The following is a 25,448-nucleotide window of genomic DNA, read 5'->3' as shown; positions in this document are numbered from 1 at the left end:
TATGAAACCGGGCCGCTCGAAGGAGCAGCCCGGTTTTTTGATGCCTTAGCCGATGCTCATCAGGCTCGCATTGCCACCGGCGGCGGCCGTGTTGATGGAGGTCGAGACCTCCTCGAGCAGCCAGTTGAGGCAATAGGCTTCCGCGCCCGCCCGGATTTCCGCCGTGGTGGCGGCCTGCGTCAGGACAAGCGGGCCGGGCAGCGCCGCGATGCGGCGGGCGGCCTCGACCACCCTCTCCCCGTCCCCTTCGATGAGCGCACCCGCATAGGGACCATCCGCCACCCACTCGGTCGACCAGGAAGTCAGGGCCGCAAGGCTCGCCGGAAGGCCGGCAAGTGTGGACTGGAGCCCGGAAGCGGCATCGATCACCGCCCTGTTGCCCGTGGCGAACACCGCGCCGAGCTGGGCGAGCAACCCTTCTTCCGTCATCGGCGCGAGAAGGATCCGGCCGCGCGGATGGAGCGCGTAAAGGTTCTTCTCGCCGACGGGGCCGGGAAGTTCGAGGTCCAGTCCGAGCGCCGAATTGCTGCCGAGATCCCGCACTCGATCCGAAAGTTCCGACTTACCATTTCCGCGCAGCCACTGCGCAAAATCGAGCGCTGCCGGCTGGATATGGACGGAGCTGTGTTGCGGGGGAACCGGCGGGACCTGCACGAGACGGCCGATGTAGAGAGGGCCGCCGGCCTTGGGCCCGGTGCCCGAGAGCCCCCGGCCGCCGAACGGCTGCACGCCGACAATGGCGCCGATGATGTTGCGGTTGACGTAGATATTGCCAGCCTTCACACGGCCGGTGACATGGGCAATCGTCTCATCGAGGCGCGTGTGCAGGCCGAAAGTCAGGCCGTAACCCGTCGCATTGATGTCGTCGATCAGGCGGTCGACGTCTTCGCGCTTGTAGCGGATGACATGCAGGACCGGGCCGAACACTTCGCGCTCCAGATCGGCAAGCGACTGCAGCTCGATGATGGTGGGCGAAACGAAGGTGCCAAGGGCGGCCTCCGCGGGAAGCGCCACCTGCTCGATCTTTCGACCGCGCGCACGCATCTTCTCGATATGCGCCTCGATCGTCTGCTTGGCCTCCGCGGTGATGACCGGGCCGGTGTCGACACTGAGCTTGTCTGTGCGGCCGATCTTCAGTTCGGCAAGCGCGCCCTTCAACATGGTGAGCGTACGATCGGCGACGTCCTCCTGCAGGCACAGCACGCGTAGCGCCGAGCAGCGCTGGCCAGCACTGTCGAAGGCCGAGGCGATGACGTCGAACACCACCTGTTCGGCGAGCGCCGAGGAATCGACGATCATCGCATTCTGTCCGCCGGTCTCGGCGATCAGCGGAATCGGCTTGCCGACAGCCGACAGGCGGCCGGAGAGTTCCTTCTGAATGAGGCGGGCGACTTCCGTCGAGCCGGTGAACATCACGCCTGCCGTTTCCGGCGCACCGACAAGCGCGGCGCCGACGCGGCCGTCGCCCGGCAGCAGTTGCAGCGCACCGACCGGAATGCCGGCTTCATGCAGAATGCGCACGGCCTCGGCGGCGATCAGCGGCGTTTCCTCCGCCGGCTTTGCCAGCACCGGGTTGCCGGCGACGAGCGCGGCCGCGATCTGACCGGAGAAGATCGCCAGCGGGAAGTTCCACGGGCTGATGCAGACAATGGGGCCGAGCGGCGGATGGCCGGCACCCAGCGTGCGCCGCGCCTGTTCGGCATAGTAGCGCAGGAAGTCGATCGCCTCGCGCACTTCGGCAATGGCATTGGCGGCGGACTTGCCCGCCTCGCGGATGGCAAGGCCGATCAGGGTCGCGATCTCCGCCTGCATCAGGTCGGCGGCGCGGTCGAGCCGGTCGCCGCGCTCGCGCGGCGGCACCGCCGCCCAGGCCGGAGCCGCTTCCAGCGCAAGCCTCGCGGCCTTCGCGACGCCTGCATCCGTGGTCTCGATGACGGTACCGACCATGTCCCTGTGATCGGCCGGATTGAGCACCGCCCGCCGCTCGCCCTCGCTGGAACCGTCGGCGATGACAGGCACGGCCTGCCATTCGACGGCAGCCGTCTTCGCAAGGTCCTGCGCCAGCCTCGCCAGCACAGTCTCGTTGGAAAGATCGAGGCCGGCGGAATTCAGGCGGCCCTTGCCGTAGAGGTCTGCGGGAAGCGCGATCTTGTCATGCTTGCCGCCCGGCACTGGCATGGCGCGCACCACGCCCGCCGGATCGGCGATGAGCTCGTCGACCGAGATGGCCGGATCGGCAATGCGGTTGACGAAGGAGGAATTCGCACCGTTTTCCAGCAGGCGGCGGACGAGATAGGCGAGCAGCGTCTCATGCGTGCCGACCGGTGCATAAATGCGGCACGGGCGGTTCAGCTTCTCCTGGCCGACGACCTCGTCATAGAGCGGTTCGCCCATGCCGTGCAGGCACTGGAACTCATAGTCGCCGACGCGGAAATCCGGACCGGCAAGCTGGTAGATCGTGGCGAGCGACTGGGCGTTGTGCGTGGCAAACTGCGGGAAGACCACATCCTTCGCCGCCAGCAGCTTCTGGGCGCAGGCGATGTAGGAGATGTCCGTGTGGATTTTCCGCGTGAAGACGGGGAACTCTTCCAGCCCGTCGAGCTGCGCGCGCTTGATCTCGGCGTCCCAATAGGCGCCCTTGACGAGGCGCACCATGATGCGCCGGTTGGAACGTCGGGCAAGATCGATGATGAAATCAAGCACGAAGGGGCAGCGCTTGCCATAGGCCTGCACCACGAAGCCGACGCCATCCCAGCCTGCGAGGGCCGGATCGTGGCAAAGCTCCTCCAGCAGATCGAGCGACAGCTCCAGCCGGTCGGCCTCCTCGGCATCGATGTTGAGGCCGATATTGTAGGACTTCGCGATGGCGGCCAGCGCCTTCACCTTGGGCAGCAGCTCGCCCATCACCCGCTCTGCCTGGGCGCGCACATAGCGCGGATGCAGCGCAGACAGCTTGATCGAGATGCCGGGGCCTTCATAGATGCCGCGGCCGGCCGAGGCCTTGCCGATGGCGTGGATGGCGTTTTCGTAGTCGCGATAATAGCGCTCCGCATCCGCGGCCGTCGTCGCCGCCTCGCCGAGCATGTCGTAGGAATAGCGGAAGCCCTTGCGCTCCATGGCACGCGAATTGCGCAGCGCCTCGTCGATCGTCTCGCCAGTGACGAACTGCTCGCCCATCATGCGCATGGCCATATCGACACCGCGGCGGATGACAGGCTCGCCGCAGCGGGCGATGAGGCGCGTGAGGGCAGCGGAAAGGCCGCGATCATTGACGGTGGAGGTGAGCTTGCCCGTGACCACGAGGCCCCAGGTGGCGGCATTGACGAAGAGCGAACGACCGCCCCCCATATGCGACTTCCAGTCGCCTTCCGAAATCTTGTCGCGGATCAGCGCGTCGCGGGTCGCGTTGTCGGGAATGCGCAGCAGCGCCTCGGCAAGGCACATCAGCGCGACGCCCTCCTGGCTGGAGAGCGAATATTCGTGCACCAGCCCCTCGACGCCGGAGCCCTTGTGCTTGGCACGCAGCGCGACGATCAGCGTGCGGGCGGTCTCCCGGATGCGCGCGACAGCATCTGCCGGAAGGGTGGCCTTTTCGAGCAGAGGGCGAACCGCGTCCTCTTCCGGCGTACGATAGGCGGCGGTGATGCGCTGGCGCAGCTCGCTCTGCGGCCGGATCGGCGGCGCAAAATCAGCGAAAGCGGAGATTTGTTGTTCGTTTGCAGACTGGACCATTTCCATCACCATCTCGGGTTCGGCCACTGGATGCGAGGAGAGGATACACCGCTTGCCGATGCATTCCAGCCTCATGGCGCTGGCGCGGAAGATAGTCGATTGCCTTGCGATTTTCTCACCATTATGGGAACATAAACAGGATCTATCTCCATATATTCGCGCCAGAAGTGAGATTAATGTCCAAGATAAAGCCTATCTATAGTGAAATAGACGCGATCGACCGCAAGATCCTCGATCTTCTCGTTGAAAATGCACGGATTTCCATCACAGAAATGTCCGAAATCGTCGGGCTTTCGAAGACACCCTGCACGCTGCGTCTGCAACGCCTGATCAATGACGGCTATATCGACGGCTTCCGCGCCGTGCTCAACCCGAAGAAACTCGGGCTCGATCATGTCGCCTTCGCCGAGGTGAAGCTTTCGGACACCAAGGAAGCGGCGCTCAACGCCTTCAACAGTGCGGTGCGCAAGATCAAGGAGGTCGAGGAGTGCCACATGATCGCCGGCCGCTTCGACTATCTGATCAAGATCCGCACCGCCGATATCCGCCGCTACCGGGAGGTGCTGGGCGAGAAGATCTCGAGCCTACCGAATGTCGCCAGCACCTCGACCTCCGTCGCCATGGAATCCATCAAGGAAGGCGGGCGATGAACCCGGTCAGCCGTTGCGACGGAAGCCTTCGCTGGCCGTGAGCAGGCTGCGCGTATAGTCCTGTGTCACCCGGTGCGCCGCAAGGTCCGTGGAGGCGAGTTGTTCCACCGCCTGCCCGTGCTGCATGACCATCAGCCGGTCGCACATATGGGTGACGACGGCAAGGTCGTGGCTGACCATGACGAAAGTGAGCTTGCGCGCCGCGCGCACCTGTTCGAGCAGGTTCAGCACCTCGGCCTGCACCGAGGCATCGAGTGCGGAGGTCGGCTCGTCGAGCAGCAGGATGGACGGTTCGAGGATCAGGGCCCGGGCAATCGCCACGCGCTGGCGCTGGCCGCCGGAAAGCTGGTGCGAATAGCGGAAGCGGAAGCTCGCGCCGAGCCCCACCTCGTCCAGCGCCCGCACGATGCGGCTTTCAGAATTGTCGAAGCCGTGGATGGCGAGCGGTTCCAGCAACAGCCGGTCGACCGTCTGGCGCGGGTGCAGCGATCCATAGGGATCCTGAAACACCATCTGCACCTGTCGATAAAAGGCCTTGTCGCGCTTGTCGCCAAGCACCTTGCCGTCAACGGTGATCGTGCCACCGGAAACCGGCGCGAGCCCGGCAACCGCCCGCAGCAGCGTCGACTTGCCGGAGCCGGATTCGCCGACCAGCCCGAAAGATTCGCCCGGCGCCACCACGAGGCTGACATTCTCAAGGGCGACGAAATCGTCGAAGACGACGCTGAGGCCGTCGATGGCAAGAGCCGCGGTCATAGCGCCCACTCCGGCTTGCGGTCGAGAACCGGCAAGGGATGCCGATCGACACCGATCTTCGGCATGCAGTTGAGCAGGCCCCGCGTATAGGGGTGCTCGGCCTCGGAAAGCCGGGAGGCCGGCAACTCCTCGACGATGCGCCCGGCATACATGACAATGACCCGGTCGCAGAAAGACGACACCAGCCTGAGATCGTGCGAGATGAAGATCAGCCCCATACCGCGATCGGCGACCAGCCGGTGGAGGATGCCGAGTACCTCGAGCTGGACGGTCACGTCGAGCGCCGAGGTCGGTTCGTCGGCGATCAAAAGCTCCGGTCCCGCCACCAGCATCATGGCGATCATCGCGCGCTGGCCCATACCGCCGGAGACCTCGTGCGGATAAAGGTCGAAGACACGTTCGGGGTCGCGAATCTGCACGGCGGCCAGCATGTCGAGCGCTCGCCTGCGCGCTTCCGCCTTGCCGACCGGCTCGTGTGTGCGCAGCGTCTCGATGATCTGGCGGCCGATGCTCATGACCGGATTGAGCGAATATTTCGGATCCTGCAGGATCATGGCGATGCGCTTGCCGCGCAGGGCGCGCCGCTCCGCCTTCGAGGCCGCGGTGAGATCGATGCCGTTGAAATCCAGCTTTTCCGCCGAGATCCGGCCGTGCTCCGGCGTCAGCCCCATGATGGCGCGGCCGGTCTGCGACTTGCCCGAGCCGCTTTCGCCGACAATGCCGAGCCGTTCTCGGCCGAGCGTGAAGGACACGCCACGCACCGCCTCGACTACGCCGGTGCGGGTGGGGAACGTGACGCGAAGCTCCTTGACGTCGAGAAGCGCGCTCATTGGCTGCTCCCGCGGGGATCCAGCGCATCGCGCAGGCCATCGCCCAAGAGGTTGAAGCCGAGGCTGACGACGAGGATGGCAAAACCCGGCATGGCGGCCACCCACCACTGGTCGAGGATGAAGCGGCGGCCAGAGGCGATCATCGCGCCCCATTCCGGCAGCGGCGGCTGCGCGCCGAGACCGAGGAAGCCGAGGCCTGCCGCCGTCAGGATGATGCCCGCCATGTCGAGCGTCACGCGCACGATAAGCGAGGAGATGCAGAGCGGCATGATGTGACGCAGCACGATGCGCCAGGGCGAGGCGCCCATCAGCCGCACGGCCGAGATATAGTCGGAGTTTCGCACCGTCAGCGTCTCGGCGCGGGCAATGCGCGCATAGGGCGGCCAGGAGGTGATGGCAATGGCGATGATGGCATTGCCGATGCCGGGCCCGAGCGCCGCGACGAAGGCGAGCGCCAGCACGAGCTTCGGGAAGGCGAGGAAGATGTCGGTGATGCGCATCAGCACGGCATCCACCCAGCCGCCGGCATAACCGGCGACGGTGCCGACCAGAAGGCCGAGCGGCGCGGCGATGATGGCGACCAGCAGCACGACCTGAAGCGTCAGGCGCGAGCCGTAGACAAGGCGCGAAAGGATATCGCGGCCCTGGTCATCCGTGCCGAGCCAATGGGTGGCGTCCGGCGACAGCAGGCGAGACTTGGCAAGGTCCCCGACATAGGGCGAATGCGGCGCCAGCAGCGGCGCGAAAACCGCAAGCACGATCAGTGCAAGGATGATCAGCAAGCCGATAACGGCAAGCCGGTTGGCGGCAAACCGCCGCCAGGTGACATAGGCGCGGCCGAGCCGGGCCTGCAGGCGCGATTGCGGCCGGTCGGTCAAAAGCCATTCACGGCGGGTCATGGCAGTCTCGTTCATCGTGTCCTCGTCCGCGGATCGAGCATGCGGTAGAGCACGTCGGATAACAGGTTGATGGCGATGAAGACGGAACCGATGACGATGGTACCGCCGAGAACCGCGTTCATGTCGGCATTCTGCAGCGAATTTGTGATGTAGAGGCCAAGGCCCGGCCAGGCGAAGACGGTCTCCGTCAGCACCGAGCCCTCCAGCAGGCCGGCATAGGAGAGCGCGATCACCGTAACGAGCGGCACGGCCGCATTGCGCAGCGCATGGCCCCAGATGATGCGGGTTTCCGACAGGCCCTTGGCGCGCGCCGCGACGATGTATTCCTGGCCGAGTTCATTCAGCATGAAGGACCGCGTCATGCGGCTGATATAGGCAAGCGAGAAATAGCCGAGCAGCGAGCCCGGCAGCACGATATGCGAGACGATGTCGCGGAAGGCCGCCCAGTCGCGGTTGAGGATCGCGTCGAGCAGGAAAAAGCCGGTGATCGGCGTGAAGGTATATTCGAACACCACATCGATGCGGCCGGGACCGGATGCCCAGCCGAGGCGGGCATAGAACACCAGGAGAGCAAGGAGGCCGAGCCAGAAGATCGGCACCGAGTAGCCAACGAGACCCACGATGCGCACGATCTGGTCGGCAAGGCTGCCGCGCCGGACGGCCGCAAGCACCCCGAGCGGAATGCCGAAGAACGCCCCGATGAGCGTACCGACGGTGGCAAGTTCCATGGTCGCCGGGAAAACGCGGCGAATATCGGTCATCACCGGATTGGTGGTAAGCACCGAGGTGCCGAAGTCGCCCTGCAGCACGCCTTTCACATAGAGGAAGAACTGCTGGTAGTAGGGCAGGTTAAAGCCCATTTCCTGCCGCACGCGTTCAACGACATGGGCGGGCGCCCGGTCACCGACGATCGCCAGCACCGGATCGATCGGCACGACACGGCCGATGAAGAAGGTGACGGCGAGAAGGCCGAGATAGGTGGTGGCGACGACCACGACGAAGCCGGCGATCGACTTGAGGGTCGCAAAGGCGCGCCGGTTGGCGCGCCTTGCCGGCATTTGTCTTTCAGCAGTGCTCAAGGAACCGATCCTTCCGGGTCATTCCTTGGACACGGTGGCGAGGAAGTTCGTGTCCATGGTCGGGCCGAGCTTGTAGTTCTTCACCGCGCCGCGCACACCGGCCACTTCGGTCTGCTGGAAGATCATGACGAAGGGGCTTGTATCCAGCGCCTGCTGCTGCAGCTTCTTGTACATCTCGGCGCGCTTGTCGTTGTCGCGCTCCAGAAGCGCAGCTTTCGCCTCTGCGGTCAGCTCAGGGATATCCCATGCGTTACGCCAGGCCAGCGTCTTGACCGAGGCCTCGTCGCCATTGTCGGGGTTCGACGTGAAGGCTTCCGCGTTCGAGTTCGGATCCCAGTAATCCATGCCCCACTGGCCGATATACATATCGTGGTTGCGGGCGCGGTACTTGGTCAGCGTCTGCTTACCATCCCCAGGAATGATCTCGACCTTCACGCCGGCCTGGCCTGCGGTCTGCTGGAAGGATTCGGCGATGCCGGTCACGGGCTGCGTGTTGCGCACGTCGAAGGTGACGGAGAAGCCGTCCTTCAGGCCCGCCTTTTCCAGAAGCTCCTTCGCCTTGGCAACGTCGAACTTGTAAGGGCTCGCATCGAGCGCACCGAGCACGCCCTTGGCCTGATAGGTCTGGCGAATCTCGCCGATACCCTTGATCAGCGTGGCACCGATCGCATCATAATCGACGAGATATTTGAGCGCCTCGCGCACTTCCGGCTTGGAGAGGTTCTCGTTCTTCTGGTTGAGGCTGATATAGTAGACCGTGCCCTTTGCCGCGCTGGTGGTGGCAAGATCGGCATTCTTGGAAACGGCCTCGAAATCGCCCGGCTCGAGATTACGCGCGACGTCAATATCGCCGGCCTCGAGCATCAGGCGCTGGGTCGCGCTTTCCTTGACGTGGCGGTAAATGACGCGGGTGAGCGCCGGCTTGTCACCGTAGTAGTTGTCGTTGCGCTCCATCACGAGGATTTCGTTGGCGCGCCAGTCGCGAATCTTGAACGGGCCGGAGCCGGCATAGTTGGTCTTCAGCCATGCATAGCCGAAATCGGTATCGTATTTGTATTCATCGCTCGGCGTCTTGGCTTCGGCATGCTCCATGACAAGCTTCTTGTCGAGCACCGCGCCCACCGTCGCGGTGAGGCAGTTGAGCACAAAGCTCGGCGCATAGGCCTTGTCGACGGTGAAGACGAATGTGCCCGCGTCCACTGCCTTGGCTTTTTCGGCGACATTGTCGCCGGTCAGGCCGAACTGGGTGAGGATGAAGGCCGGGCTTTTGTCGAGCTTGACGACACGCTCGAACGACCAGGCGACATCCTCGGCGGTGACCGGGTTGCCGGACGCGAATTTGATGCCGGGCTTCAGCTTGAACGTATAGGTCAGGCCGTCCTCGGAGACCTCCCAGCTCTCGGCGATGCCACCCTTGACCTTGGTCGTATCCGCAACATCAAGGCGCACCAGCATGTCATAACCGTTGCCGAGGAATTCGGCAGGGCTCAGCTCGAAGGATTCGGCCGGGTCGAGCGTGATCGTGTCATCGATCGCCCAGGCCTGCACCAGCGTATCGGCCGGCGTCTCGGCAAAGGCCGGCGCCACGCCGCCGGACGCTAGCAACAACGAAAAGGCTACGCCGGCAAGCAGCGGACTAACGCGTACGGTGATGTTTTCCCTGATCATTCCAGTTCCCCGTTTCACACGATTTTCCCTTGGCGCCCCATGCACGCGCGTGCATCCGATGCCATTTTTAAAATTCAATCACGATATCGACGGCAAAGACAATCCCCCTTCAGGACGATACAGGGGAAATCATCCGGCGCCACTCCTGCGGGAACGACAGGAATGACGATTGCCAAGCAATATGAAAGCCTTTGCTAACGAAAGCGGCGCGACACCGCTTGCATCACACGGCCGAAAGACGCAACCATTCCGCGCAACCCTGAAGTGCTGTGCGGTCGTCAAGAAGCAGGTGAACGGGGAAGCTTTCCATGAAATCCGCCTGACGGCCCTTCGCCAGGAAGGCTTCGAGGAACGTCTGATCTTGCGAGAGAGGCCCGGCAAAGGCGCGGGAGACGCCGCCCGAGAGATAGACGCCCGAAAAGGGCAGATAGGCGAGCGCAAGATCGCCGCAGACCCGCCCGAGCAGGCGCATGAACACATGACCTGCCTCTTCACAGTCCCTGTCCGCCTTCGCGACCGCAAGCCGCGACACCTCAACCGCAGTCGTTGCAAGGGGCCCGCGCCTGGCTTGGGCGCATTGCCATTGATAGATCTCGAAGAGGCCGCGGCCCGACAGGGCACGCTCCACCGACGCCCGCCCGCGCCCCACCGAAAGCGCGCCCTGCAGCGAAAACTCCACTTCGCCGGCGAGCGGCAGCGTCATGTGCCCGCATTCCGCCGCCACGACACGGGGCGCTCCACCAAAACGGGAGGGGCACCAGGCCGAAGCATTGAAGCCCGTACCGGCACCGAGCACCAGCCGTGGCCCCGGCTGCCCGGATGCCCTGCCCGGCGTCAGGCATTGCGTCTCCAGCCTTTCCACCTGACCCATCGCGTAGCCGAGCGCCTCGAAATCGTTGATGAAATCGACCCGGTCAGCACCGGAGGTCAACGCCACGCGATCTCGTCTGATGGTCCAGTCCCGGTTCGTCAGCGTGGCCCCTTCGGCCGTCGCCACGGCCGCAAGTGCGATGCAGACACGGTCGACGCGGCTTTCCCCGCGCTCGCGCAGGAACGCCGCCGCCACGGCATAAAAGTCCTCGAAATCATCATTGGCATAACTGCTCGTGCTCTCGGAGAGCAGGACGCCGTCACGAACGAGGCCAAGGCGGGTATTGGTTCCACCGATATCGCAGGCAAGTGCAAGCATGGGGATCCGCCTATCGTGCAATCGGCTGGGCCGTGCCGGCGGCAGCGGCACGATAGGCCGCATCGATCATCGCGAAGGCCCTGCGGCCGTCTTCCAGGGTGACGGGCATCGGACCACCGTGCTTCAGGGCATCGACGAAAGCCCAGGCGACATGCTCGTGAAACACGCCCGTCTTGAACGAAGGCACGATCGGCGAGGCCGACCATCCCCCCTCCTCGCCGCGCCGGAAAACACGCAAAAAATCGGTCTCGCGTGTCGGACGCGAGGCAATGTCCACGCCGGAAAGCAGGATCGATCCTTCCGTGCCGTAGATCTCGATCGATGTATCGGCGCCGGCAAAACACCAGCTCGTCGTCACCTCGGCAATCATGCCATCCGCATAGCGGAAGGTGGCGACTGCCGTGTCCTCCACCGGCAGGCCGAGCGTGGACGAGAGCGTGGCATAGGCGGTTTCCGGCTCGCCGAACATCCAGCGCAGGAAATCAGCGGCGTGCACGCCTTCGTCGAGCAGCGTGCCGCCGCCCGAGCGCGCCGGATCGACGAACCAGGCAGAGCGGAAGGTCTCCGTCAGGCCGTGACTGTGACCATGCCGCACACGGCACAGCGTTATCCGGCCAAGCGTCTTCTCTTTCAGGAGGCGCGCGATCTCATGGTTGGCGGGATCGAAGCGCTTCGGGAAACTCTGCATGAAGCGGATGCCCGTGCGGGCCACCACGTCGGCGATGGCATCGCACTGCGCCTGATCGATGCCGAGCGGCTTTTCGCAAAGCACCGGCCGGCCGGCCGCGGCGGCCGCCTCCACCAGTGGCAAATGCGCATCCGTCGCCGAGCAGATGGCGACCGCGTGGCTCTTGCGGATGAGGGTCGCAAGATCGTGTGCAACCTCAAGGCCGTGACGGGCGGCAAAGTCCGCAGCCGCCGTTTCGGACGCATCCCAGACGCCGACGACCTTCACCTCGGGCCGCTCCAGAAAGGCACGGGTCCAGAAGTTGGCGTGGTAGTGCTCGACGCCGAGTATCGCGATCTTCAGGCGCATCCGGCCTTCTCCCCTTCCCCGCCGACCGGCATTCGCGTGCCGGCCTGCGCTGCTGCATAAAGTGTTTCCGCCACCTCGATCGAGCGCAGCCCGGCGGCGGCCGTGTCGTCGGCCGGCGCCTCGCCACGCACAGTCGACAACCAGTGGCGATGATGGGCCGCACCAAGCGGCTCATCCGGCAGGTCGGGCCCCGACCAGCCCGCCATGCCGGTAACGGATGGCGCGTTGATGGCTGCTCCGCCACGCTCGGTGCGCAGCCAGACCGTGCCATGCTCGGCATAGAGTTCCAGGCGGAAACGGTCACATCCGGCAAGTTCGGTGTAGCTCATCTCATGGCTCACCCGTGTGCCGCCGGCCACCCTGTAGGTGGCGAGTACATTGTCTTCGAGCTCCGTCCGCACCGTTCTCCCGTCGGCCAGCCGGCGCTCGGGCCGCGCCGTCATCATGTCGGCGGCAACAGACTCGATCGGGCCGAGGAGATGTTGCATGAGGTCGATGCCATGCACCCCGAGCTGCATGACGACGCCGCCCGAAACGTTGCCGGGCTTGAAGAACCAGTCGTTCCAGTCCGCTCCCGGCGTGGCGTTGCGAAGGCGCACGGAGTGGATGGCGCCAAGCGTACCGGCCTCGATCTGGCTGCGCAGCCAGCGCACCTCGGGAAAATAACGATGCATGAAACTGACGGTAAGGTGCCGTCCCGCCCGCTCATCTGCAGCAAGGATGGCACGGCATTGTTCGCTGGAGAGCGCCATCGGCTTCTGCAGGAGCACCCGCTTACCAGCCCCCAGCGCATCGATCGCGATACGCTCATGCGTGTCGTCGGGCGTCGCGATGACGACGGCGTCGATCGTGCCGTCGTCCAGCACGCGGCGATAATCGGTCTCGGCCCGGCCGATGCCGAGCGCAGCAGCCTTCGCCTCTGTTGCCTCCGCTCGCCTTCCGACAAGAACGGCGATATCGGCCCCGCCGGCGGCACGAAGACCGTTGATGTGGTAGTCGGCGATGAAACCCGCGCCGATGACAGCGACGGCGATCCGATCGGCAGCCGAACGGGACATGATGATCAATCCGCTTGGGTGACAAGGGAACGCCCGCCATGGCAGGCGCCCGGTTTCTTCAGGAGGTCAGGGTGCCCACTGGCCCTCAACCGACACAGCTGCGGCGTTCGCCGCCTTCAGTGGGGCGGTGTAGGTGTACGTGAGCGCGTCCTTCGCCTCGCCCGGAATACGGTTCGTCGCCTTGAGGTAGTCGGCGATTGCCGCCATGTCCTCGACATAGGACGCATCGACATCCGGCTTGAAGGTGTAGTCGCCGAGGAGCGCACTGTTCATCTCCACCGGCTGCTTCTGGAAATCGGAGAAGATCTTCAGGACCTCGTCCTTGTTGGCCGGATCGGCGACATAGGCTTGCGCCTTGGTGAGAACCTTCACCAGCGCCTCGGTCGCGACGGGATGGGCGCGCACCCAATCCTGCGAGGCGACCCAGACGGTCCGGTTGTTGGAGACGGCGACATCCTCGCCGCTGTTCCTGGCAAAGAAGCTCTTCGTGCCCGTATGCACGATCTTGGCGCCCTGCTCCTGCACCGCACGATAGGGGAAGGGTTCCCAGAAGATGATGCCCTGGATCTCGTTGTTGGCCATGGCGGCCATGGCCTCCGGCGGCGCAAGGTTCACCGTCTGGAGCTTTGCCGCATCGAGGCCGTAGTGCTTGGCGACATTGGCAAGCAAGGCGCCCGAGGTGGAGGAGACCAGCAGGCCGAACTTCACCTTTGCGAGGTCTTCCGGGTTCTCGACGCCGGCATCCTTGCGGACCACGATCTTTTCCAGCCCGTGGCTGACGGCATTCGTGCCGAGGATCACGACGGGCACGCCATTGTGCGCCATCGAGACCGGCGGCAGGTTGCCGGGTGTCCAGAGCTGGATCTCGTCGGCGAGCAGCGCCTCACCGGCGAGATTGCCGGACGCAAAGGTCTTGAACTCGACAGTCTTGAAGCCGGCCTCGTCGAACCAGCCTTTCTCCTTGGCAACGATATGGACGAGGAACGGCAGGTCCGGACCGATGCTGATGGACAGCGTGTCGGTTTCAACCTCCGTGGCGGCGGACGGGCCGGCTGCAAGGAGCAGGCCGGCCATGGCGGCGGATATCAGGGATTTCAAGACGATGCGCATGTGGTTCTCCCTCTTGTTGTGTGAATGAGGCCTGCGTTCAGGCGCCATGCCAGCGCCCGATCCAGCGTTTGATCGCGGCGCCGATCGCCGCGTCGGTGACAAGGTTGAGCGCGCCGATGAGCAGGATGCCGACGACGATGACGCCAACGGAACCACCGGTGTTGCGCTCGTTGATGATCATGTAGCCAAGCCCCCGGTCGGCGGCGATCAGCTCGGCGGCGACCAGCACCCCGAAGCTCAGCCCCCAGCCGATACGCACGCCCGTTGCCAGATCGGGCGCGGCGGCCGGTACGGCGACACGCAGGAGAAGCGGCACGCCGCTGAGACCGAAGGTCTGCGCCGCCTTCAGCAGCATAGGATCGATGCTGCGCATACCCTGATAAGCGGCCGTGACGACCGGGAAGAAGGCGCCGAGGAAGATGATGAAGAACTTCGACGGCTCGCCGAGACCGAACCAGATGATCGCAAGCGGGATCCAGGCGAGCGGCGGGATCGGGCGCAGCAGCTCGATCAGCGGCCGCGCGATGGCGCCGAAGCCACGATACCATCCCGCCGCGATGCCGACTGCCGCACCCACCAGCGCACCGAGCAGGAAGCCGGAAAAGACGCGCAGCAGGCTCCAAAACAGGTTGTCGGCGACAGTTTCAGCCGTCAGGCGCTCGGCCGCGGCGCGGATCGCGAGCGACGGGCTCGGGAAGATCGCCGGATCGATCAGCCCGGTGCCGGCGCTGATTTCCCAGGCGGCGACGGCAAGGACCGCGCCGATAAGGCCGAGGGTCAGGTCGCTTGCTGCGGAAAGGCGGGAAAACGGCTTCATCGGCGCACCCGTTCGAGCTCAGCCGCCCAGGGCAGCATGGCGCGCTCCAGCGCCATCAGGCCGGCTGAGATGACAAAGCCGATGAGGCCGATGACCAGCATGCCGATGATGGTGATCTCGCTGCGGTAGAAGGTACGGGCCTCCATGATCAGCGCACCGAGCCCCTCGATGGTGCCGATCATCTCGGCCCCGACGATGACCATGAAGCCGACGCCGAGCGCCATGCGCGCGCCGGCGAAGACGCGCGGCAGGGCGGCGGGCAGCACGACGCTGCGATAGAGCTCCAGCCCCCTCAGCCCGAAAATTCGCGCCGCGCGGACAAGCATCGGATCGACATAGCGCACGCCGGCAATCACATTGGACAGCATGACCCAGAAGCAGCCGTAGCCGATGAGGAAAACCCTGGTCAGCTCGCCCGCGCCGAACCAGACGATGACCAGCGGCAGGAGGCTGAGCGTCGCGACCGAGCGGCAGAAGACGATCAGCGGTGCCGTCAGCTTGTCCACGACAGGCAGGGCGCCGACGACGAGACCGAGCGGGATCGCAAGGACCAGCGCCGCGCCGTAGCCCTGCAGCACACGCAGGATGGTGGTCAGTGCATGCGACCAGATCGAGACGCCGGTCGGAAAGCCCGTCGTCGACAACTCGACGAAACCCTGCGCGATACGGCTGACGGGCGGGAACTGGTAGGGCTTGAGGACACCGTAGCGCACGCCGGCCTCCCAGAGGAGGAGGAGTGCCGCAAAGGCGGCAAGCGGCGGAAGTGTCCGGACGAGTTTGCGCGTCATGTCGAAAGCTCGTTCCAGATGGCCTGGTAGAGCGCATTGAAGGTCGGATCGGTGCGCAGGCGCGGACGCGGCAGGTCGACCGGGAAGATGCGCTTGATACGTCCCGGATTGGGCGCCAGAAGCACGATCCGGTCCGACAGCATCAAGGCCTCGCTGATCGAATGGGTGACGAAGACGATCGTTTTGCGCCGCGCCTCCCAGATACGCAGCAGCTCCTGCTGCAGTTCGATGCGCGTCAGCTCGTCGAGCGCACCGAAGGGCTCGTCCATCAGGAGGATCTGCGGATCGAGCGCCAGCGCGCGGGCAATGGAGACGCGCTGCTGCATGCCGCCCGACATTTCCCGCGGATAGCGCCCCGCCGCCGCTTCAAGGCCGACGAGCGCCAGGAGTTCCAGGGCGCGCCGCCGGCGCTCGGCCTTGGCAAGGCCGGATTTACGGAAACCGAAGGCGACATTGTCCACCGCCGTCAGCCAGGGAAACAGCGCATGCTGCTGGAAGACGACGCCCTGCCCCTGTCCCGGTCCAGTAACGACCTTGCCGGCAATGGTGATCCGGCCGGCCGAAACGTCCTCAAGTCCGGCGATCATGTTGAGGAGGGTCGTCTTGCCGCAGCCGCTGCGGCCGATGAACGAAACGAATTCGTTCTCTGCGATGGAAAGATCGATGCTGTCGAGCACCGGAACGGCGCCGCCGCTGCGCTGCGTGAACACCTTGCGCGCACTGTCGATGCGGATGAAGTCCGTTCCGGCAGGATTCTGGCCTTCCGCCCGGCCGACCGGGCTGCGTCGTTCGATGACTTGGCTTTGCGACACGACGGACTCCCCTTCCGATCGCTGCGACGGACGGTCTTTGCCGATCCGGAAGCCAAGCGTATACGTGAAAATCAAATTGTAAAGTGCAATTTGTATCCGCTATAATACAATCAAACACGAACAGGAGGCCCGCCTCCCCCGACCATCCGCGGGAACGGCGGGATTGCCGGGGCGGGATTCAAAATGTATCCGGTTAGAAGCAACAAGAAACACACACGAATCGACGAACGGGGCAGACCCTTGCGCGCAGCCTCTTCACATGCGGTCCTTGTGTCCCTCAGGGACCAGATTGCCCGACTCGACGACGGCGCGCGGCTGCCGACGGTGCGTGAGCTGATGCGCAGCCATCAGGTCAGCCAGGCGACCGTGCAGGAGGCGCTGACGCGTCTGCGCGAAGAAGGGCTTCTCACCTCGCAGGTCGGCCGCGGAACCTATGTTGTCAAGGACGGCGACGCGGCCACGCAGGATAGCGCCGGCCCCGCCAGACACCTCGACAGCCTTCTGATCCTGTCGAATGCCAGCCTCAACGAGCGCTGCGTGCTGGTGCAGAACCACATCGTCGGGCACCTGTCGCGCACCGGCAGCAAGGTGGTGCAGATCTCCTACCACAATACGGGCCATCTGCTGGACATCCTGACATCGGTTCCGGATTTCGACGCTGCGATCCTCCAGTCCCACTACGAGAACATCCCGATCCGGCTGCTCAATCTGCTCCAGGGCAAGACGCGCGCCCTCGTCGTCGACGGCAACTCCGTCGCGGGCGTCGATATCGACCGGGTCGGCACCGACTGGGAGGAGGCGCTGGACCTCGCGCTCGAGCATCTTTCGGAGCTGGGACACAGCTCCATCGCCCTGGTTTCGCTGGATTCAATGGCGCAGCCGATCCTCTCCGTGCGGCGCGCCTTCGACCGCATTGGCCGCCGCCACAAGACGGACTGGGAGCACACCGAAAGCATCGCGCTCGGCGGTGTGTTGCACCCCACGCAGCGGGTCGGTGACGCCTTGAAAACAGCGCTCGGCGCACTTGTCGACCGGCACGGCCGGCTTCCTTTCACGGCAATGGCAACGCTCGGCATTTCCGACTCGCTCGGCATCCGGCAATGCCTCACCGAAATGGGCATCTCCTGCCCGCAGGACCTCAGCCTCGTCGTACTCGGCCACCACGACGTTCCGACCGAACATTTCGGCTTCATGAGCATGGCCGGCAGTTCGTATCTGGCGGCCGCAAGGAGCCTGATCGAGGTCATCCACAAGCGTATCGAAACGCCGCGCGAGGCGCCCCAGATCGTCTATCTCGACTGCGTTGCCGAGTTCCGCGAAAGCACCGGCGCGCCGTCCCGCTGACAGACACACGCCAGCCGGACGACGACATACATCATCAGCCCAAAAACACGCTTGCATCAAGAAATGCATCTGTTACGGTACAATACATATTGTATCAGCCGAATTTGCCTGGAGCACGACGCTTCCTGGCCATTCGCAATGGGGAGGGGTGCGATATGTTGGGTGAGCGTCTGCCGGAACGGCTACAGCCACTTGCCTCGCGCTTTGGCGTCCGGCCGTTCTATGGCGACATCCACAATCACTGCGACATTTCCTATGGCCACGGCAGCCTCGAGCAGGCTTTGCGCCGCGCCCGCCGCCAGCTGGACTTCGTCTCCGTCACGGGGCACGCCTACTGGCCCGACATGCCGGTCGACGACCCGCGTGTCGCCCATATCGTCGATTTCCACGTCAAGGGTTTCGCCAAGCTCGAAAAGCTGTGGGATGCCCATTTCGATACACTGGCGGCAGCCGACGAACCCGGCGCCTTCACCGTCTTTCCAGGCTACGAAATCCATTCCTTCGCCCATGGCGACTACACGATCGTCTATCGCGACATCGCCCGCCAGGAGGTCATCAAGGCCGATACGCCGGCCGAGCTGCATGCCAAGCTGCGCGCCACCTATGGCGACGGCGTTTTCGCCTTTCCGCACCATATCGGCTACCGCCTTGGCGCGCGCGGCGTGAACTGGGACACGGTCGTCGAAGACCTGTCGCCGGTCATGGAGATCATCTCCATGCACGGCTGTTCCGAGACATCCGTCATGGACCGGCCGTTCCTGCACTCCATGGGCCCGAGCGACGGCCAGTCCACCGCCCGCCATGGCCTCAACCGCGGCATACGCTTCGGCTTTCTCGGCAATACCGACCATCACAGCGGCTATCCCGGCTCCTACGGCCATGGCCGCTCGGCCGTCTATGCACCGGAGAATTCCCGCACGGCCCTCTGGAACGGCATCCACCGGCGCCGCACCAATGCCCTTACCGGCGATGCAAGCCACCTCTTCTTCGCGATCGGCGACACCATGCAGGGCGGCAGCGTTGCGGCCGGCGGCCAAGCGGCGCTTGAACTCGAAGCGGTCGCAGGCGGCGCCATCGACTATATCGACCTCATCCGCAACGGCGATGTCATCGGCCGGGTGACCCCGGACCTGCAGCAAAACCCGATCGACAATGCCGGGAGCGGCATGGAAACCCTGCTCGTGCTGGAACTCGGCTGGGGCGCTCGCGGAAAATTCCACGACTGGCAAGGTTCTTTGGAACTTGCCGGCGGCGACATCCTCTCCGTCGAGCCGCGCCTGCGCGGTTCCGAAGTGGTCTCGCCGCTCGAGGGCGGCGGCGACGCGAAGGACGAAAACGATATCCGCCTTTCCGGCAACCGCATCGACTTTGCGATCCGCTCGATCGCCAACCCCAACAACACCACAGCCTCGATGCAGGCGATTGCGGCGCGCATCCGCATCACACCGGATGCGAAGGTCCGACTGGTGCTCGACGGCCAGAATTTCGAGGTAAGCGCCGAGCGTCTGCTCCAGGGCGCGCTTTCGGGCAATCTCGGCCCGATCGACAGCCCCGCCTTCCGCCTGCATCCGCTGCCGCGCCCGCATCAATGGCAGTGGCGCGGAAAGCTCGCCATCGACCCCTTGCGCACGGGCGACTGGATCTACGCCCGCATGCGCCAGGCCAATGGCCAGTGGAACTGGGCAAGTCCGATCTTTTGCGAATAGGAAGGCGGAGAGGCCCTCCGTTTTCCGCGACGTTGAAAGCAAGCAATGAAGATTCATGAGGCAATGGGAGACTCATCGATGACCTCTACGACCCGCATTCCAAGACGCAACGTCCTCAAGGGCATGGGGCTGGCCGCAGGCGCCAGCCTTGTGCCGAGCGCATTCCGGCCGCTCTACGCCGCCAGCGTCGCGCCGATCACCATCGTGATCAACCAGTCGCCCTGGTTCGAAAGCTTCCGCAAGACGGTGGAGGCCTATGAGGCCGAGACCGGCAACAAGGTGGAACTTGACGTCAACCCTTTCGCTGGCTCGCTTGAAAAGCAGCGCAACTCCGTGCGCGCAAGCGAGGGCCAGTACGACATCCTGATCATGAATTCCGGCTGGTTCGCCGAAATGTATGCCGGCGGCTTCGTGGAGGCCATCACCGATATCGACCCCGGCTTCAAGCTCGACCCTGACGTTTACACGCTCGGCGACACGATCTATTACGACGCCGCCAACAAGACGATGACCAAGGCCGGCAAGCTGATGTCGATGCCGGTCTCGCCGTTGATCCCGATGCTCTACTATCGCGGCGACCTCTATCAGGAGGCCGGCCTTTCGGCACCGAAGACCTTTGCGGAACTCGAAGCCAACGCGAAGAAGTTCCACAACCCGCCGGGCATGTACGGCATCGTGCAGCGCGGCGCGCGCGGGCCACATACCGTCGCCTACGACTTCTACCCCTATCTCTACGGTTTCGGCGGCGGCATCTTCAAGGACCAATCGGCGGGCGACTACTCCGTCACGCTGAACTCCGATCACGGCCGCGAAGCGCTCGACTACTATGTGCGACTCGCCAAGGAGGCCGGTCATCCGAAGACGGCGGCCGCCGACCAGGCCGAGGTCATCCAGGCCATGGTCACCGGCCATTCCGCTCATATCATGATGGTCATCGCCGCCTGGTCTCAGATGGATGACCCGAACAAGTCGGCCATCGTCGACAAGGTCGAGTGGGCGCCGACGCCTTCCGTGGAAGGCATCCCCACCTCGCCGGGCCTCGGCCACTGGCTGGCCGGCATTTCCAGGAACGTGCCCGACGACCGCAAGCGCGCCGCCGTGGAGTTCCTGCGCTGGTTCCAGACAAAGGCCGCGCAGCTCGAGACGGCCAAGGCCGGCGGCATTCCCGTCAATGCGGCGGTCTACAAGGAACCGATCGCCGACGAGCGCCGCTATCGCTGGATGAAGCCGCTCGCCGAAGCCCTGCCGCATGCAGTCAACATCTACCAGTTCCCGGAGGCAAGCGAGGTCATCTCGGTGCTGGAGCTCGGGCTCAACCGGGCCGTCGCCGGCGAAATCACGACCATCGACGCCCTGAACGGCATGTCCGACGAGATCGAGAAGATCATGGCCGGCCATTCCTACAAGACCGGCAAGCTCGATCCGCTGAAGTAAGGACCGGACCATGGCCGCCGCGCAAGCACAGATACCATCGTCCCCGCGGCGGCCGGCAAAGGTCTCCGAAGACCGCGGCCAGCGTCTCTGGCGCTGGCTGACCTTCGGGCCAGCCCTCGCCATGATGCTCGCCCTCAGTGTCCTTCCCATCGCGAACCTGTTCCTCACCAGCTTCCAGAACATCGCCTGGGCGGACGGGCAGCAGGTGCGCAGCTGGGTGGGCCTTACCCATTACCAGGCGCTGTTCTCCGACAGCCTTTTCGGCGCCGGCATTTCCAATACGCTGATCTTCGCCTTCGGCGCCGTCGCTGGCCAGATGATCCTCGGCTTCGCCATGGCTCTGCTCTGCACCAAGATCGTGCGCGGCCGCGTGCTCTACAGGGCGATCTTCATCCTGCCGATCCTCATCCCCGGCATCGTCATCGGGGCCATCTGGAAGCTGATGCTCAATTTCGATTTCGGCCTCGTCAACAAGGCCTTCGGCCTCCTTGGCATCTTGCCGCACGACTGGCTGGGCAGTCCCGAGACTGCGCTGCTCTCGGTCATCGCTGTCGATATCTGGCACTGGACGCCGTTCTGCTTCCTCCTGTTTCTCGCAGGGCTCGAATCCCTGCCGCAGGATGTCTTCGAAGCCGCCAAGATGGACGGTGCAGGCGCCTGGCAGGAGCTGATCTACGTCACGCTGCCATTGATGATCCCGACGATCATCGTCACCTTCGCCTTCCGCCTCGTGCTCGCCTTCAAGGTCTTCGACGAGGTCTACCTGCTCACCAGCGGCGGCCCCGGCACCTCGACGGAGGTGATCAGCTTCACGCTCTACCAGCGCTTCTTCACCGAGGACAAGGCGGGCTACGGCTCGGCGATGTCGGTCGCCGTCATCTTCCTCGTCTCGTTGCTTCTCGTCGTCGCCCTTTCGGCACGCCGCCGCACGGGAGCCGCCTCATGAGCCGGCGCACCAACTCCGCCCTTCCCGTCCATATCGTGCTGGCGGTCACCGCCGCCCTCGTCCTCGTGCCGATCTTCTGGACCGTCGCCGCCGGTTTCCGCACGCAGATCTCGCTTCTGATGGGGGACGTGCTCTTCACACCGATCGGCAGCAACTTTGCCGAGGTGCTCTGGTCGAAGACCTCCGACTTCCTGCTCAACTATCGCAACTCGATCATCGTCGGCGTGGTCAGCACCGTCCTTTGCGTTGTCGTCGCCACGCTCGCCGCCTTCTCGCTGAACAGGATGCGCTGGCCGACCTGGACCGTGCATCTCTTCCTCGCCTGGACGATGATCTTCCACATGATCCCGCCGGTGGCGCTGGCAAGCGCCTGGTTCTCCATGGCGCGAGCGGTGGGGCTGGAAAACACCTTCACCGGCCTGATCCTTGCCCATGCAACGCTCAACCTGCCGATGGCGATCTGGCTGATGGCTGTCTTCGTGCGCGACGTGCCGAAGGAGCTGGAGGAAGCCGCGATCATGGATGGAGCCGATACGCCGCATATCCTGTGGCATGTCATCCTGCCGCTGATCACGCCGGGCCTCGCGGCCACGTCGATTCTCACCTTCATCTTCTCCTGGAACGAATTCGCCGTCGCCCTGACGCTAACGATGAAACAGACGGCCACCGTACCAGTCGCCATCGCCAAGTTCGCCCAGGATTTCGAGATTCAATACACCCAGATGGCGGCCAGCGCCGCGCTGGCAATGGTTCCGGCCATTCTCGTGCTGCTCGTTGCGCAGCGCTACATCGTCAAGGGCCTCACGCAAGGAGCGGTGAAATAGCATGAAGGCGGTTTTTGTTCTGTTCGATTCCCTCAACCGGCACCTGCTGGGGCCCTATGGCGGAACACGTATCCCCACGCCGAATTTCGATCGGCTCGCCGCCCGCAGCGTGACCTACGACAAGCACTATGTCGGCAGCCTGCCCTGCATGCCGGCAAGGCGCGACATGCTGACCGGCCGCCTCACCTTCCTGCACCGGAGCTGGGGACCGCTGGAGCCCTTCGACAATGCCTTTCCCGAAATCCTGCATCGGGAATGCGGTACCTACAGCCATCTGGTGACCGACCACTTCCACTATTGGGAGGATGGCGGCGCGACCTATCACAACCGCTACGATTCCTATGAATTCGTGCGCGGCCAGGAAGGCGATCGCTGGAAGGCGATGGTGCAGCCGCACTGGGAGCGCCTGCGCGAGAAATACCATGCCCGCCAGTTCAGCGACCAGCGGCGCTCCTATTTCGGCCAGAACATCATCAACCGCGAGTTCATCAAGGAAGAGAAGGACTTCCCGTCCGTGCGCTGCTTTGCCGAGGGTTTCGACTTCCTCGACCGCAACCGCGACGCCGACAACTGGATGCTGCAGATCGAGACCTTCGATCCGCACGAGCCCTTCACGGCACCGGAGCGCTTCAAGGCGCAGTTCGACACCGGCTGGGAAGGCCCGATCCGCGACTGGCCGCGTTACGGCCGTGTCGACGAGCTGCCCGAGGAATGCGAGGAGCTGCGTGCCAACTACTATGCGGTGGTGGCCATGTGCGATCACCTGCTTGGCGAACTGCTCGACTATTTCGACCGTCACGACCTGTGGAAGGACACCGCCCTCGTCGTCACCACCGACCATGGCTTCCTGCTCGGCGAGCACGATTTCTGGGCGAAGAACCGCATGAACCTCTATGAGGAAGTGGCGCATATCCCGCTCTTCCTGCACGACCCCCGCCATGCCGAGCGCGCCGGAAGCCGCACGGAGGCGCTCAGCCAGTCGATCGACCTGGCAGCCACCTTCCTCGACCTTTTCGGCGCCACGCCACCGGCCGAGAACGAAGGCTTCTCCCTGTGCGCAATGGCCGACGGCACATCGCCGCGCCAGGGCGCCCTGTTCGGCTATTTCGGCGGTGCGGTGAATGTCGCCGACGGCCGCTACACCTATCACCGCTTCCCGGAGGACCTGTCGCAGCAGGAGCTCTACCAGTACACGCTGATGCCGACACATATCTTCTCGCCGTTCTCACCGGACGAGCTGGCCAATGTCGAACTCTCGCCGCCGCTCGATTTCACCAAGGGCACGACGCTGCTGAAGGTGCCGGTGATCGAGCGCTCGCCGATGTACAACAATTACGGCCCCGGGGCACTGCTCGAATCCGAAACGCGCCTCTACGACCTTGCGAGCGATCCCGGCCAGGAAAAGCCGCTCGCCGATCCCGACGAAGAAAAGCGCCTCACCGACCTGATGACCCGCCTGATGCAGGCAAACGGGGCACCGCTCGAAGCCTTTTCCCGCCTCGCATTCAACACCGTCTCGGGAGGCGACCGTGGCTGAAGTGCAGATCCGGGATGCCCGCAAATCCTATGGTGCCGTAGAAGTCCTGCGCGGTGTCGACGTCGAGGTCAGGGACGGCGAATTCGTTGCGCTGGTCGGCCCGTCCGGCTGCGGCAAGTCCACCCTCTTGCGCATGATCGCCGGACTGGAGGGCATTTCCGGCGGCGAGATCCGCATCAGTGCGCGTGTCGTCAACGACATCCCGCCGAAACAGCGCGACGTCGCCATGGTGTTCCAGAACTACGCGCTCTATCCGCACATGACCGTCGCGAAGAACATGGGCTTCTCGCTGAAACTTGCCGGCAAGCCGAAGGAGGAGATCGACAGGCGTGTGGCGGCGGCCGCCGAGATCCTCGACCTCTCGGCCCTGCTCGACCGCCTGCCGCGCCAGCTCTCCGGCGGGCAGCGCCAGCGTGTCGCAATGGGCCGCGCCATCGTGCGCGATCCGCGCGTCTTCCTGTTCGACGAGCCCCTGTCTAATCTCGACGCCAAGCTGCGCGTGCAGATGCGTGCGGAAATCAAGGCGCTGCACCAGCGCCTCGGCACCACGACGGTCTATGTCACCCATGACCAGGTCGAGGCGATGACCATGGCAGACAAGATCGTCGTCATGCGGGCGGGCATCGTCGAGCAGGTGGGATCGCCGCTCGAGCTCTACGACAGCCCCGCCAACATGTTCGTCGCCGGCTTCATCGGCTCACCGGCGATGAATTTCGTCGAGGGGCGCATCGAAAGGGGGCATTTCGTCGCCGGCTGCGGCCTGTCGGCTCCAACCGGCACCGCTGTAGACAGCGCCCGGGCCGTACTCGGCATCCGACCCGAGCACCTGACGCTCGATCCCGCGGGCACGGCGGCAACCGTCGTGGTGGTCGAGCAGACCGGTTCGGAAACCCTGCTCCTGCTCGACATGGCCGGGCAGAAGCTCACCTATCTCGGCCGCGAGCGCCTGCATATCCGGCCCGGCGAAACCGTGCACATCCTACCCGACAGCGCGCACTTGCATCTCTTCGACCCGCAAGACGGCCATCGATTGGGCGCCACTTCGGCGACGTGAGCATCCCGCACACGGCTGCCGCAATGACGTCCGGAGGCGTACACCTCCCCGATCCCGGGGAGGTGTTGCCGTTTACGCAACATGCCTGGGTTCAGGATTTGTATTCGAAACGGTGCCTCGCTCCTGTTCACCGAAGCGTCGGCAACGGACCCACTCCAACCGTCGGATTGCCTTGTCCT

The 25,448-nt window shown here is 64.4% G+C and carries 21 protein-coding genes; 8 read left to right on the top strand and 13 right to left on the bottom strand.

Annotated elements, in window-relative coordinates; genetic code table 11:
* Positions 1–45 precede the first annotated feature (45 nt).
* On the bottom strand, positions 46–3,732 hold the full coding sequence (gene putA / locus EXZ48_RS00160; RefSeq protein WP_207900342.1) for a trifunctional transcriptional regulator/proline dehydrogenase/L-glutamate gamma-semialdehyde dehydrogenase: 3,687 nt from the start codon (positions 3,730–3,732) through the stop codon (positions 46–48).
* A 176-nt stretch (positions 3,733–3,908) separates the two neighbouring features.
* Between putA and EXZ48_RS00155 the strand changes: the two genes are divergently transcribed.
* Positions 3,909–4,382 (top strand): Lrp/AsnC family transcriptional regulator, encoded by a 474-nt coding sequence (locus tag EXZ48_RS00155; RefSeq protein WP_130513940.1) that lies wholly within the window; start codon positions 3,909–3,911, stop codon positions 4,380–4,382.
* A gap of 6 nt (positions 4,383–4,388) precedes the next feature.
* Here the strand turns inward: EXZ48_RS00155 and EXZ48_RS00150 are convergent, their stop codons facing one another.
* From EXZ48_RS00150 to EXZ48_RS00095, 12 genes are all read right to left on the bottom strand, one after another.
* On the bottom strand, positions 4,389–5,138 hold the full coding sequence (locus tag EXZ48_RS00150) for an ABC transporter ATP-binding protein (RefSeq protein WP_130513939.1): 750 nt from the start codon (positions 5,136–5,138) through the stop codon (positions 4,389–4,391).
* Positions 5,135–5,968: an ABC transporter ATP-binding protein gene (locus EXZ48_RS00145; RefSeq protein ID WP_050743624.1), complete on the bottom strand. Its 834-nt coding sequence runs from the start codon at positions 5,966–5,968 to the stop codon at positions 5,135–5,137. Before EXZ48_RS00145 ends, EXZ48_RS00150 begins: the two co-directional genes overlap by 4 nt.
* On the bottom strand, positions 5,965–6,882 hold the full coding sequence (gene nikC, locus EXZ48_RS00140; RefSeq protein ID WP_130513938.1) for a nickel transporter permease: 918 nt from the start codon (positions 6,880–6,882) through the stop codon (positions 5,965–5,967). Before nikC ends, EXZ48_RS00145 begins: the two co-directional genes overlap by 4 nt.
* The gene (locus tag EXZ48_RS00135) at positions 6,879–7,925 is read right to left on the bottom strand and encodes an ABC transporter permease (protein ID WP_130514212.1); all 1,047 of its coding nucleotides are present in this window, start codon (positions 7,923–7,925) and stop codon (positions 6,879–6,881) included. Before EXZ48_RS00135 ends, nikC begins: the two co-directional genes overlap by 4 nt.
* 39 nt (positions 7,926–7,964) lie before the next feature.
* Positions 7,965–9,614, bottom strand: a complete 1,650-nt coding sequence (locus tag EXZ48_RS00130; RefSeq protein WP_130513937.1) for an ABC transporter substrate-binding protein — start codon at positions 9,612–9,614, stop codon at positions 7,965–7,967.
* A gap of 223 nt (positions 9,615–9,837) precedes the next feature.
* Complete coding sequence (locus tag EXZ48_RS00125) at positions 9,838–10,803, bottom strand: glucokinase (protein WP_165909248.1); 966 nt, start codon at positions 10,801–10,803, stop codon at positions 9,838–9,840.
* A 10-nt stretch (positions 10,804–10,813) separates the two neighbouring features.
* On the bottom strand, positions 10,814–11,839 hold the full coding sequence (locus EXZ48_RS00120; RefSeq protein ID WP_023515437.1) for a Gfo/Idh/MocA family protein: 1,026 nt from the start codon (positions 11,837–11,839) through the stop codon (positions 10,814–10,816).
* Positions 11,830–12,897 (bottom strand): Gfo/Idh/MocA family protein, encoded by a 1,068-nt coding sequence (locus EXZ48_RS00115; RefSeq protein WP_130513935.1) that lies wholly within the window; start codon positions 12,895–12,897, stop codon positions 11,830–11,832. Before EXZ48_RS00115 ends, EXZ48_RS00120 begins: the two co-directional genes overlap by 10 nt.
* Positions 12,898–12,963: 66 nt before the next feature.
* Positions 12,964–14,007 carry an ABC transporter substrate-binding protein gene (locus EXZ48_RS00110; RefSeq protein ID WP_165909247.1) on the bottom strand — a complete coding sequence of 348 codons (1,044 nt, stop codon included), beginning with the start codon at positions 14,005–14,007 and terminating at the stop codon, positions 12,964–12,966.
* Positions 14,008–14,044: 37 nt separating this feature from the next.
* Entirely contained in the window at positions 14,045–14,824 is a 780-nt protein-coding gene (locus tag EXZ48_RS00105) for an ABC transporter permease (RefSeq protein ID WP_130513933.1), read from the bottom strand.
* A complete protein-coding gene (locus EXZ48_RS00100) occupies positions 14,821–15,612 on the bottom strand; it encodes an ABC transporter permease (protein ID WP_130513932.1) in 792 nt (263 codons plus the stop codon). Before EXZ48_RS00100 ends, EXZ48_RS00105 begins: the two co-directional genes overlap by 4 nt.
* A complete protein-coding gene (locus tag EXZ48_RS00095) occupies positions 15,609–16,424 on the bottom strand; it encodes an ABC transporter ATP-binding protein (RefSeq protein WP_023512831.1) in 816 nt (271 codons plus the stop codon). Before EXZ48_RS00095 ends, EXZ48_RS00100 begins: the two co-directional genes overlap by 4 nt.
* Before the next feature lie 270 nt (positions 16,425–16,694).
* Here EXZ48_RS00095 and EXZ48_RS00090 point away from each other — a divergent pair, with 270 nt between their 5' ends.
* The 7 genes from EXZ48_RS00090 (at position 16,695) to EXZ48_RS00060 (ending at position 25,269) form a co-directional block, all read left to right on the top strand.
* Positions 16,695–17,768 (top strand): GntR family transcriptional regulator, encoded by a 1,074-nt coding sequence (locus EXZ48_RS00090; RefSeq protein WP_165909246.1) that lies wholly within the window; start codon positions 16,695–16,697, stop codon positions 17,766–17,768.
* 155 nt (positions 17,769–17,923) lie between these two features.
* Positions 17,924–19,474 carry a hypothetical protein gene (locus EXZ48_RS00085; protein ID WP_023513673.1) on the top strand — a complete coding sequence of 517 codons (1,551 nt, stop codon included), beginning with the start codon at positions 17,924–17,926 and terminating at the stop codon, positions 19,472–19,474.
* 78 nt (positions 19,475–19,552) lie between these two features.
* Complete coding sequence (locus EXZ48_RS00080; protein WP_165909245.1) at positions 19,553–20,908, top strand: extracellular solute-binding protein; 1,356 nt, start codon at positions 19,553–19,555, stop codon at positions 20,906–20,908.
* A gap of 10 nt (positions 20,909–20,918) precedes the next feature.
* Positions 20,919–21,854, top strand: a complete 936-nt coding sequence (locus EXZ48_RS00075; protein WP_130513929.1) for a carbohydrate ABC transporter permease — start codon at positions 20,919–20,921, stop codon at positions 21,852–21,854.
* Positions 21,851–22,678, top strand: a complete 828-nt coding sequence (locus EXZ48_RS00070; RefSeq protein WP_130513928.1) for a carbohydrate ABC transporter permease — start codon at positions 21,851–21,853, stop codon at positions 22,676–22,678. Before EXZ48_RS00075 ends, EXZ48_RS00070 begins: the two co-directional genes overlap by 4 nt.
* Position 22,679: 1 nt before the next feature.
* Complete coding sequence (locus EXZ48_RS00065; protein ID WP_130513927.1) at positions 22,680–24,215, top strand: sulfatase; 1,536 nt, start codon at positions 22,680–22,682, stop codon at positions 24,213–24,215.
* Positions 24,208–25,269 carry an ABC transporter ATP-binding protein gene (locus tag EXZ48_RS00060; protein WP_130513926.1) on the top strand — a complete coding sequence of 354 codons (1,062 nt, stop codon included), beginning with the start codon at positions 24,208–24,210 and terminating at the stop codon, positions 25,267–25,269. The genes EXZ48_RS00065 and EXZ48_RS00060 overlap by 8 nt, the downstream gene beginning before the upstream one ends.
* The last annotated feature ends 179 nt before the right edge of the window (positions 25,270–25,448 follow it).

The organism is Shinella sp. JR1-6 (assembly GCF_004284735.1).
In the GTDB taxonomy this organism is placed as follows: domain Bacteria; phylum Pseudomonadota; class Alphaproteobacteria; order Rhizobiales; family Rhizobiaceae; genus Shinella.
The sequence above is the reverse complement of the archived record's forward strand: the minus strand, read 5'-3'. Positions and strand labels throughout refer to the sequence as shown.

What these genes read in the sequence shown, in the direction of transcription:
- putA (WP_207900342.1), bottom strand. Translation starts at nt 3,732, where the DNA reads ATGGTCCAGTCTGCAAACGAACAACAAATCTCCGCTTTCGCTGATTTT.
- EXZ48_RS00155 (WP_130513940.1), top strand. Translation starts at nt 3,909, where the DNA reads ATGTCCAAGATAAAGCCTATCTATAGTGAAATAGACGCGATCGACCGC.
- EXZ48_RS00150 (WP_130513939.1), bottom strand. Translation starts at nt 5,138, where the DNA reads ATGACCGCGGCTCTTGCCATCGACGGCCTCAGCGTCGTCTTCGACGAT.
- EXZ48_RS00145 (WP_050743624.1), bottom strand. Translation starts at nt 5,968, where the DNA reads ATGAGCGCGCTTCTCGACGTCAAGGAGCTTCGCGTCACGTTCCCCACC.
- nikC (WP_130513938.1), bottom strand. Translation starts at nt 6,882, where the DNA reads ATGAACGAGACTGCCATGACCCGCCGTGAATGGCTTTTGACCGACCGG.
- EXZ48_RS00135 (WP_130514212.1), bottom strand. Translation starts at nt 7,925, where the DNA reads ATGCCGGCAAGGCGCGCCAACCGGCGCGCCTTTGCGACCCTCAAGTCG.
- EXZ48_RS00130 (WP_130513937.1), bottom strand. Translation starts at nt 9,614, where the DNA reads ATGATCAGGGAAAACATCACCGTACGCGTTAGTCCGCTGCTTGCCGGC.
- EXZ48_RS00125 (WP_165909248.1), bottom strand. Translation starts at nt 10,803, where the DNA reads ATGCTTGCACTTGCCTGCGATATCGGTGGAACCAATACCCGCCTTGGC.
- EXZ48_RS00120 (WP_023515437.1), bottom strand. Translation starts at nt 11,839, where the DNA reads ATGCGCCTGAAGATCGCGATACTCGGCGTCGAGCACTACCACGCCAAC.
- EXZ48_RS00115 (WP_130513935.1), bottom strand. Translation starts at nt 12,897, where the DNA reads ATGTCCCGTTCGGCTGCCGATCGGATCGCCGTCGCTGTCATCGGCGCG.
- EXZ48_RS00110 (WP_165909247.1), bottom strand. Translation starts at nt 14,007, where the DNA reads ATGCGCATCGTCTTGAAATCCCTGATATCCGCCGCCATGGCCGGCCTG.
- EXZ48_RS00105 (WP_130513933.1), bottom strand. Translation starts at nt 14,824, where the DNA reads ATGAAGCCGTTTTCCCGCCTTTCCGCAGCAAGCGACCTGACCCTCGGC.
- EXZ48_RS00100 (WP_130513932.1), bottom strand. Translation starts at nt 15,612, where the DNA reads ATGACGCGCAAACTCGTCCGGACACTTCCGCCGCTTGCCGCCTTTGCG.
- EXZ48_RS00085 (WP_023513673.1), top strand. Translation starts at nt 17,924, where the DNA reads ATGTTGGGTGAGCGTCTGCCGGAACGGCTACAGCCACTTGCCTCGCGC.
- EXZ48_RS00080 (WP_165909245.1), top strand. Translation starts at nt 19,553, where the DNA reads ATGACCTCTACGACCCGCATTCCAAGACGCAACGTCCTCAAGGGCATG.
- EXZ48_RS00075 (WP_130513929.1), top strand. Translation starts at nt 20,919, where the DNA reads ATGGCCGCCGCGCAAGCACAGATACCATCGTCCCCGCGGCGGCCGGCA.
- EXZ48_RS00070 (WP_130513928.1), top strand. Translation starts at nt 21,851, where the DNA reads ATGAGCCGGCGCACCAACTCCGCCCTTCCCGTCCATATCGTGCTGGCG.
- EXZ48_RS00065 (WP_130513927.1), top strand. Translation starts at nt 22,680, where the DNA reads ATGAAGGCGGTTTTTGTTCTGTTCGATTCCCTCAACCGGCACCTGCTG.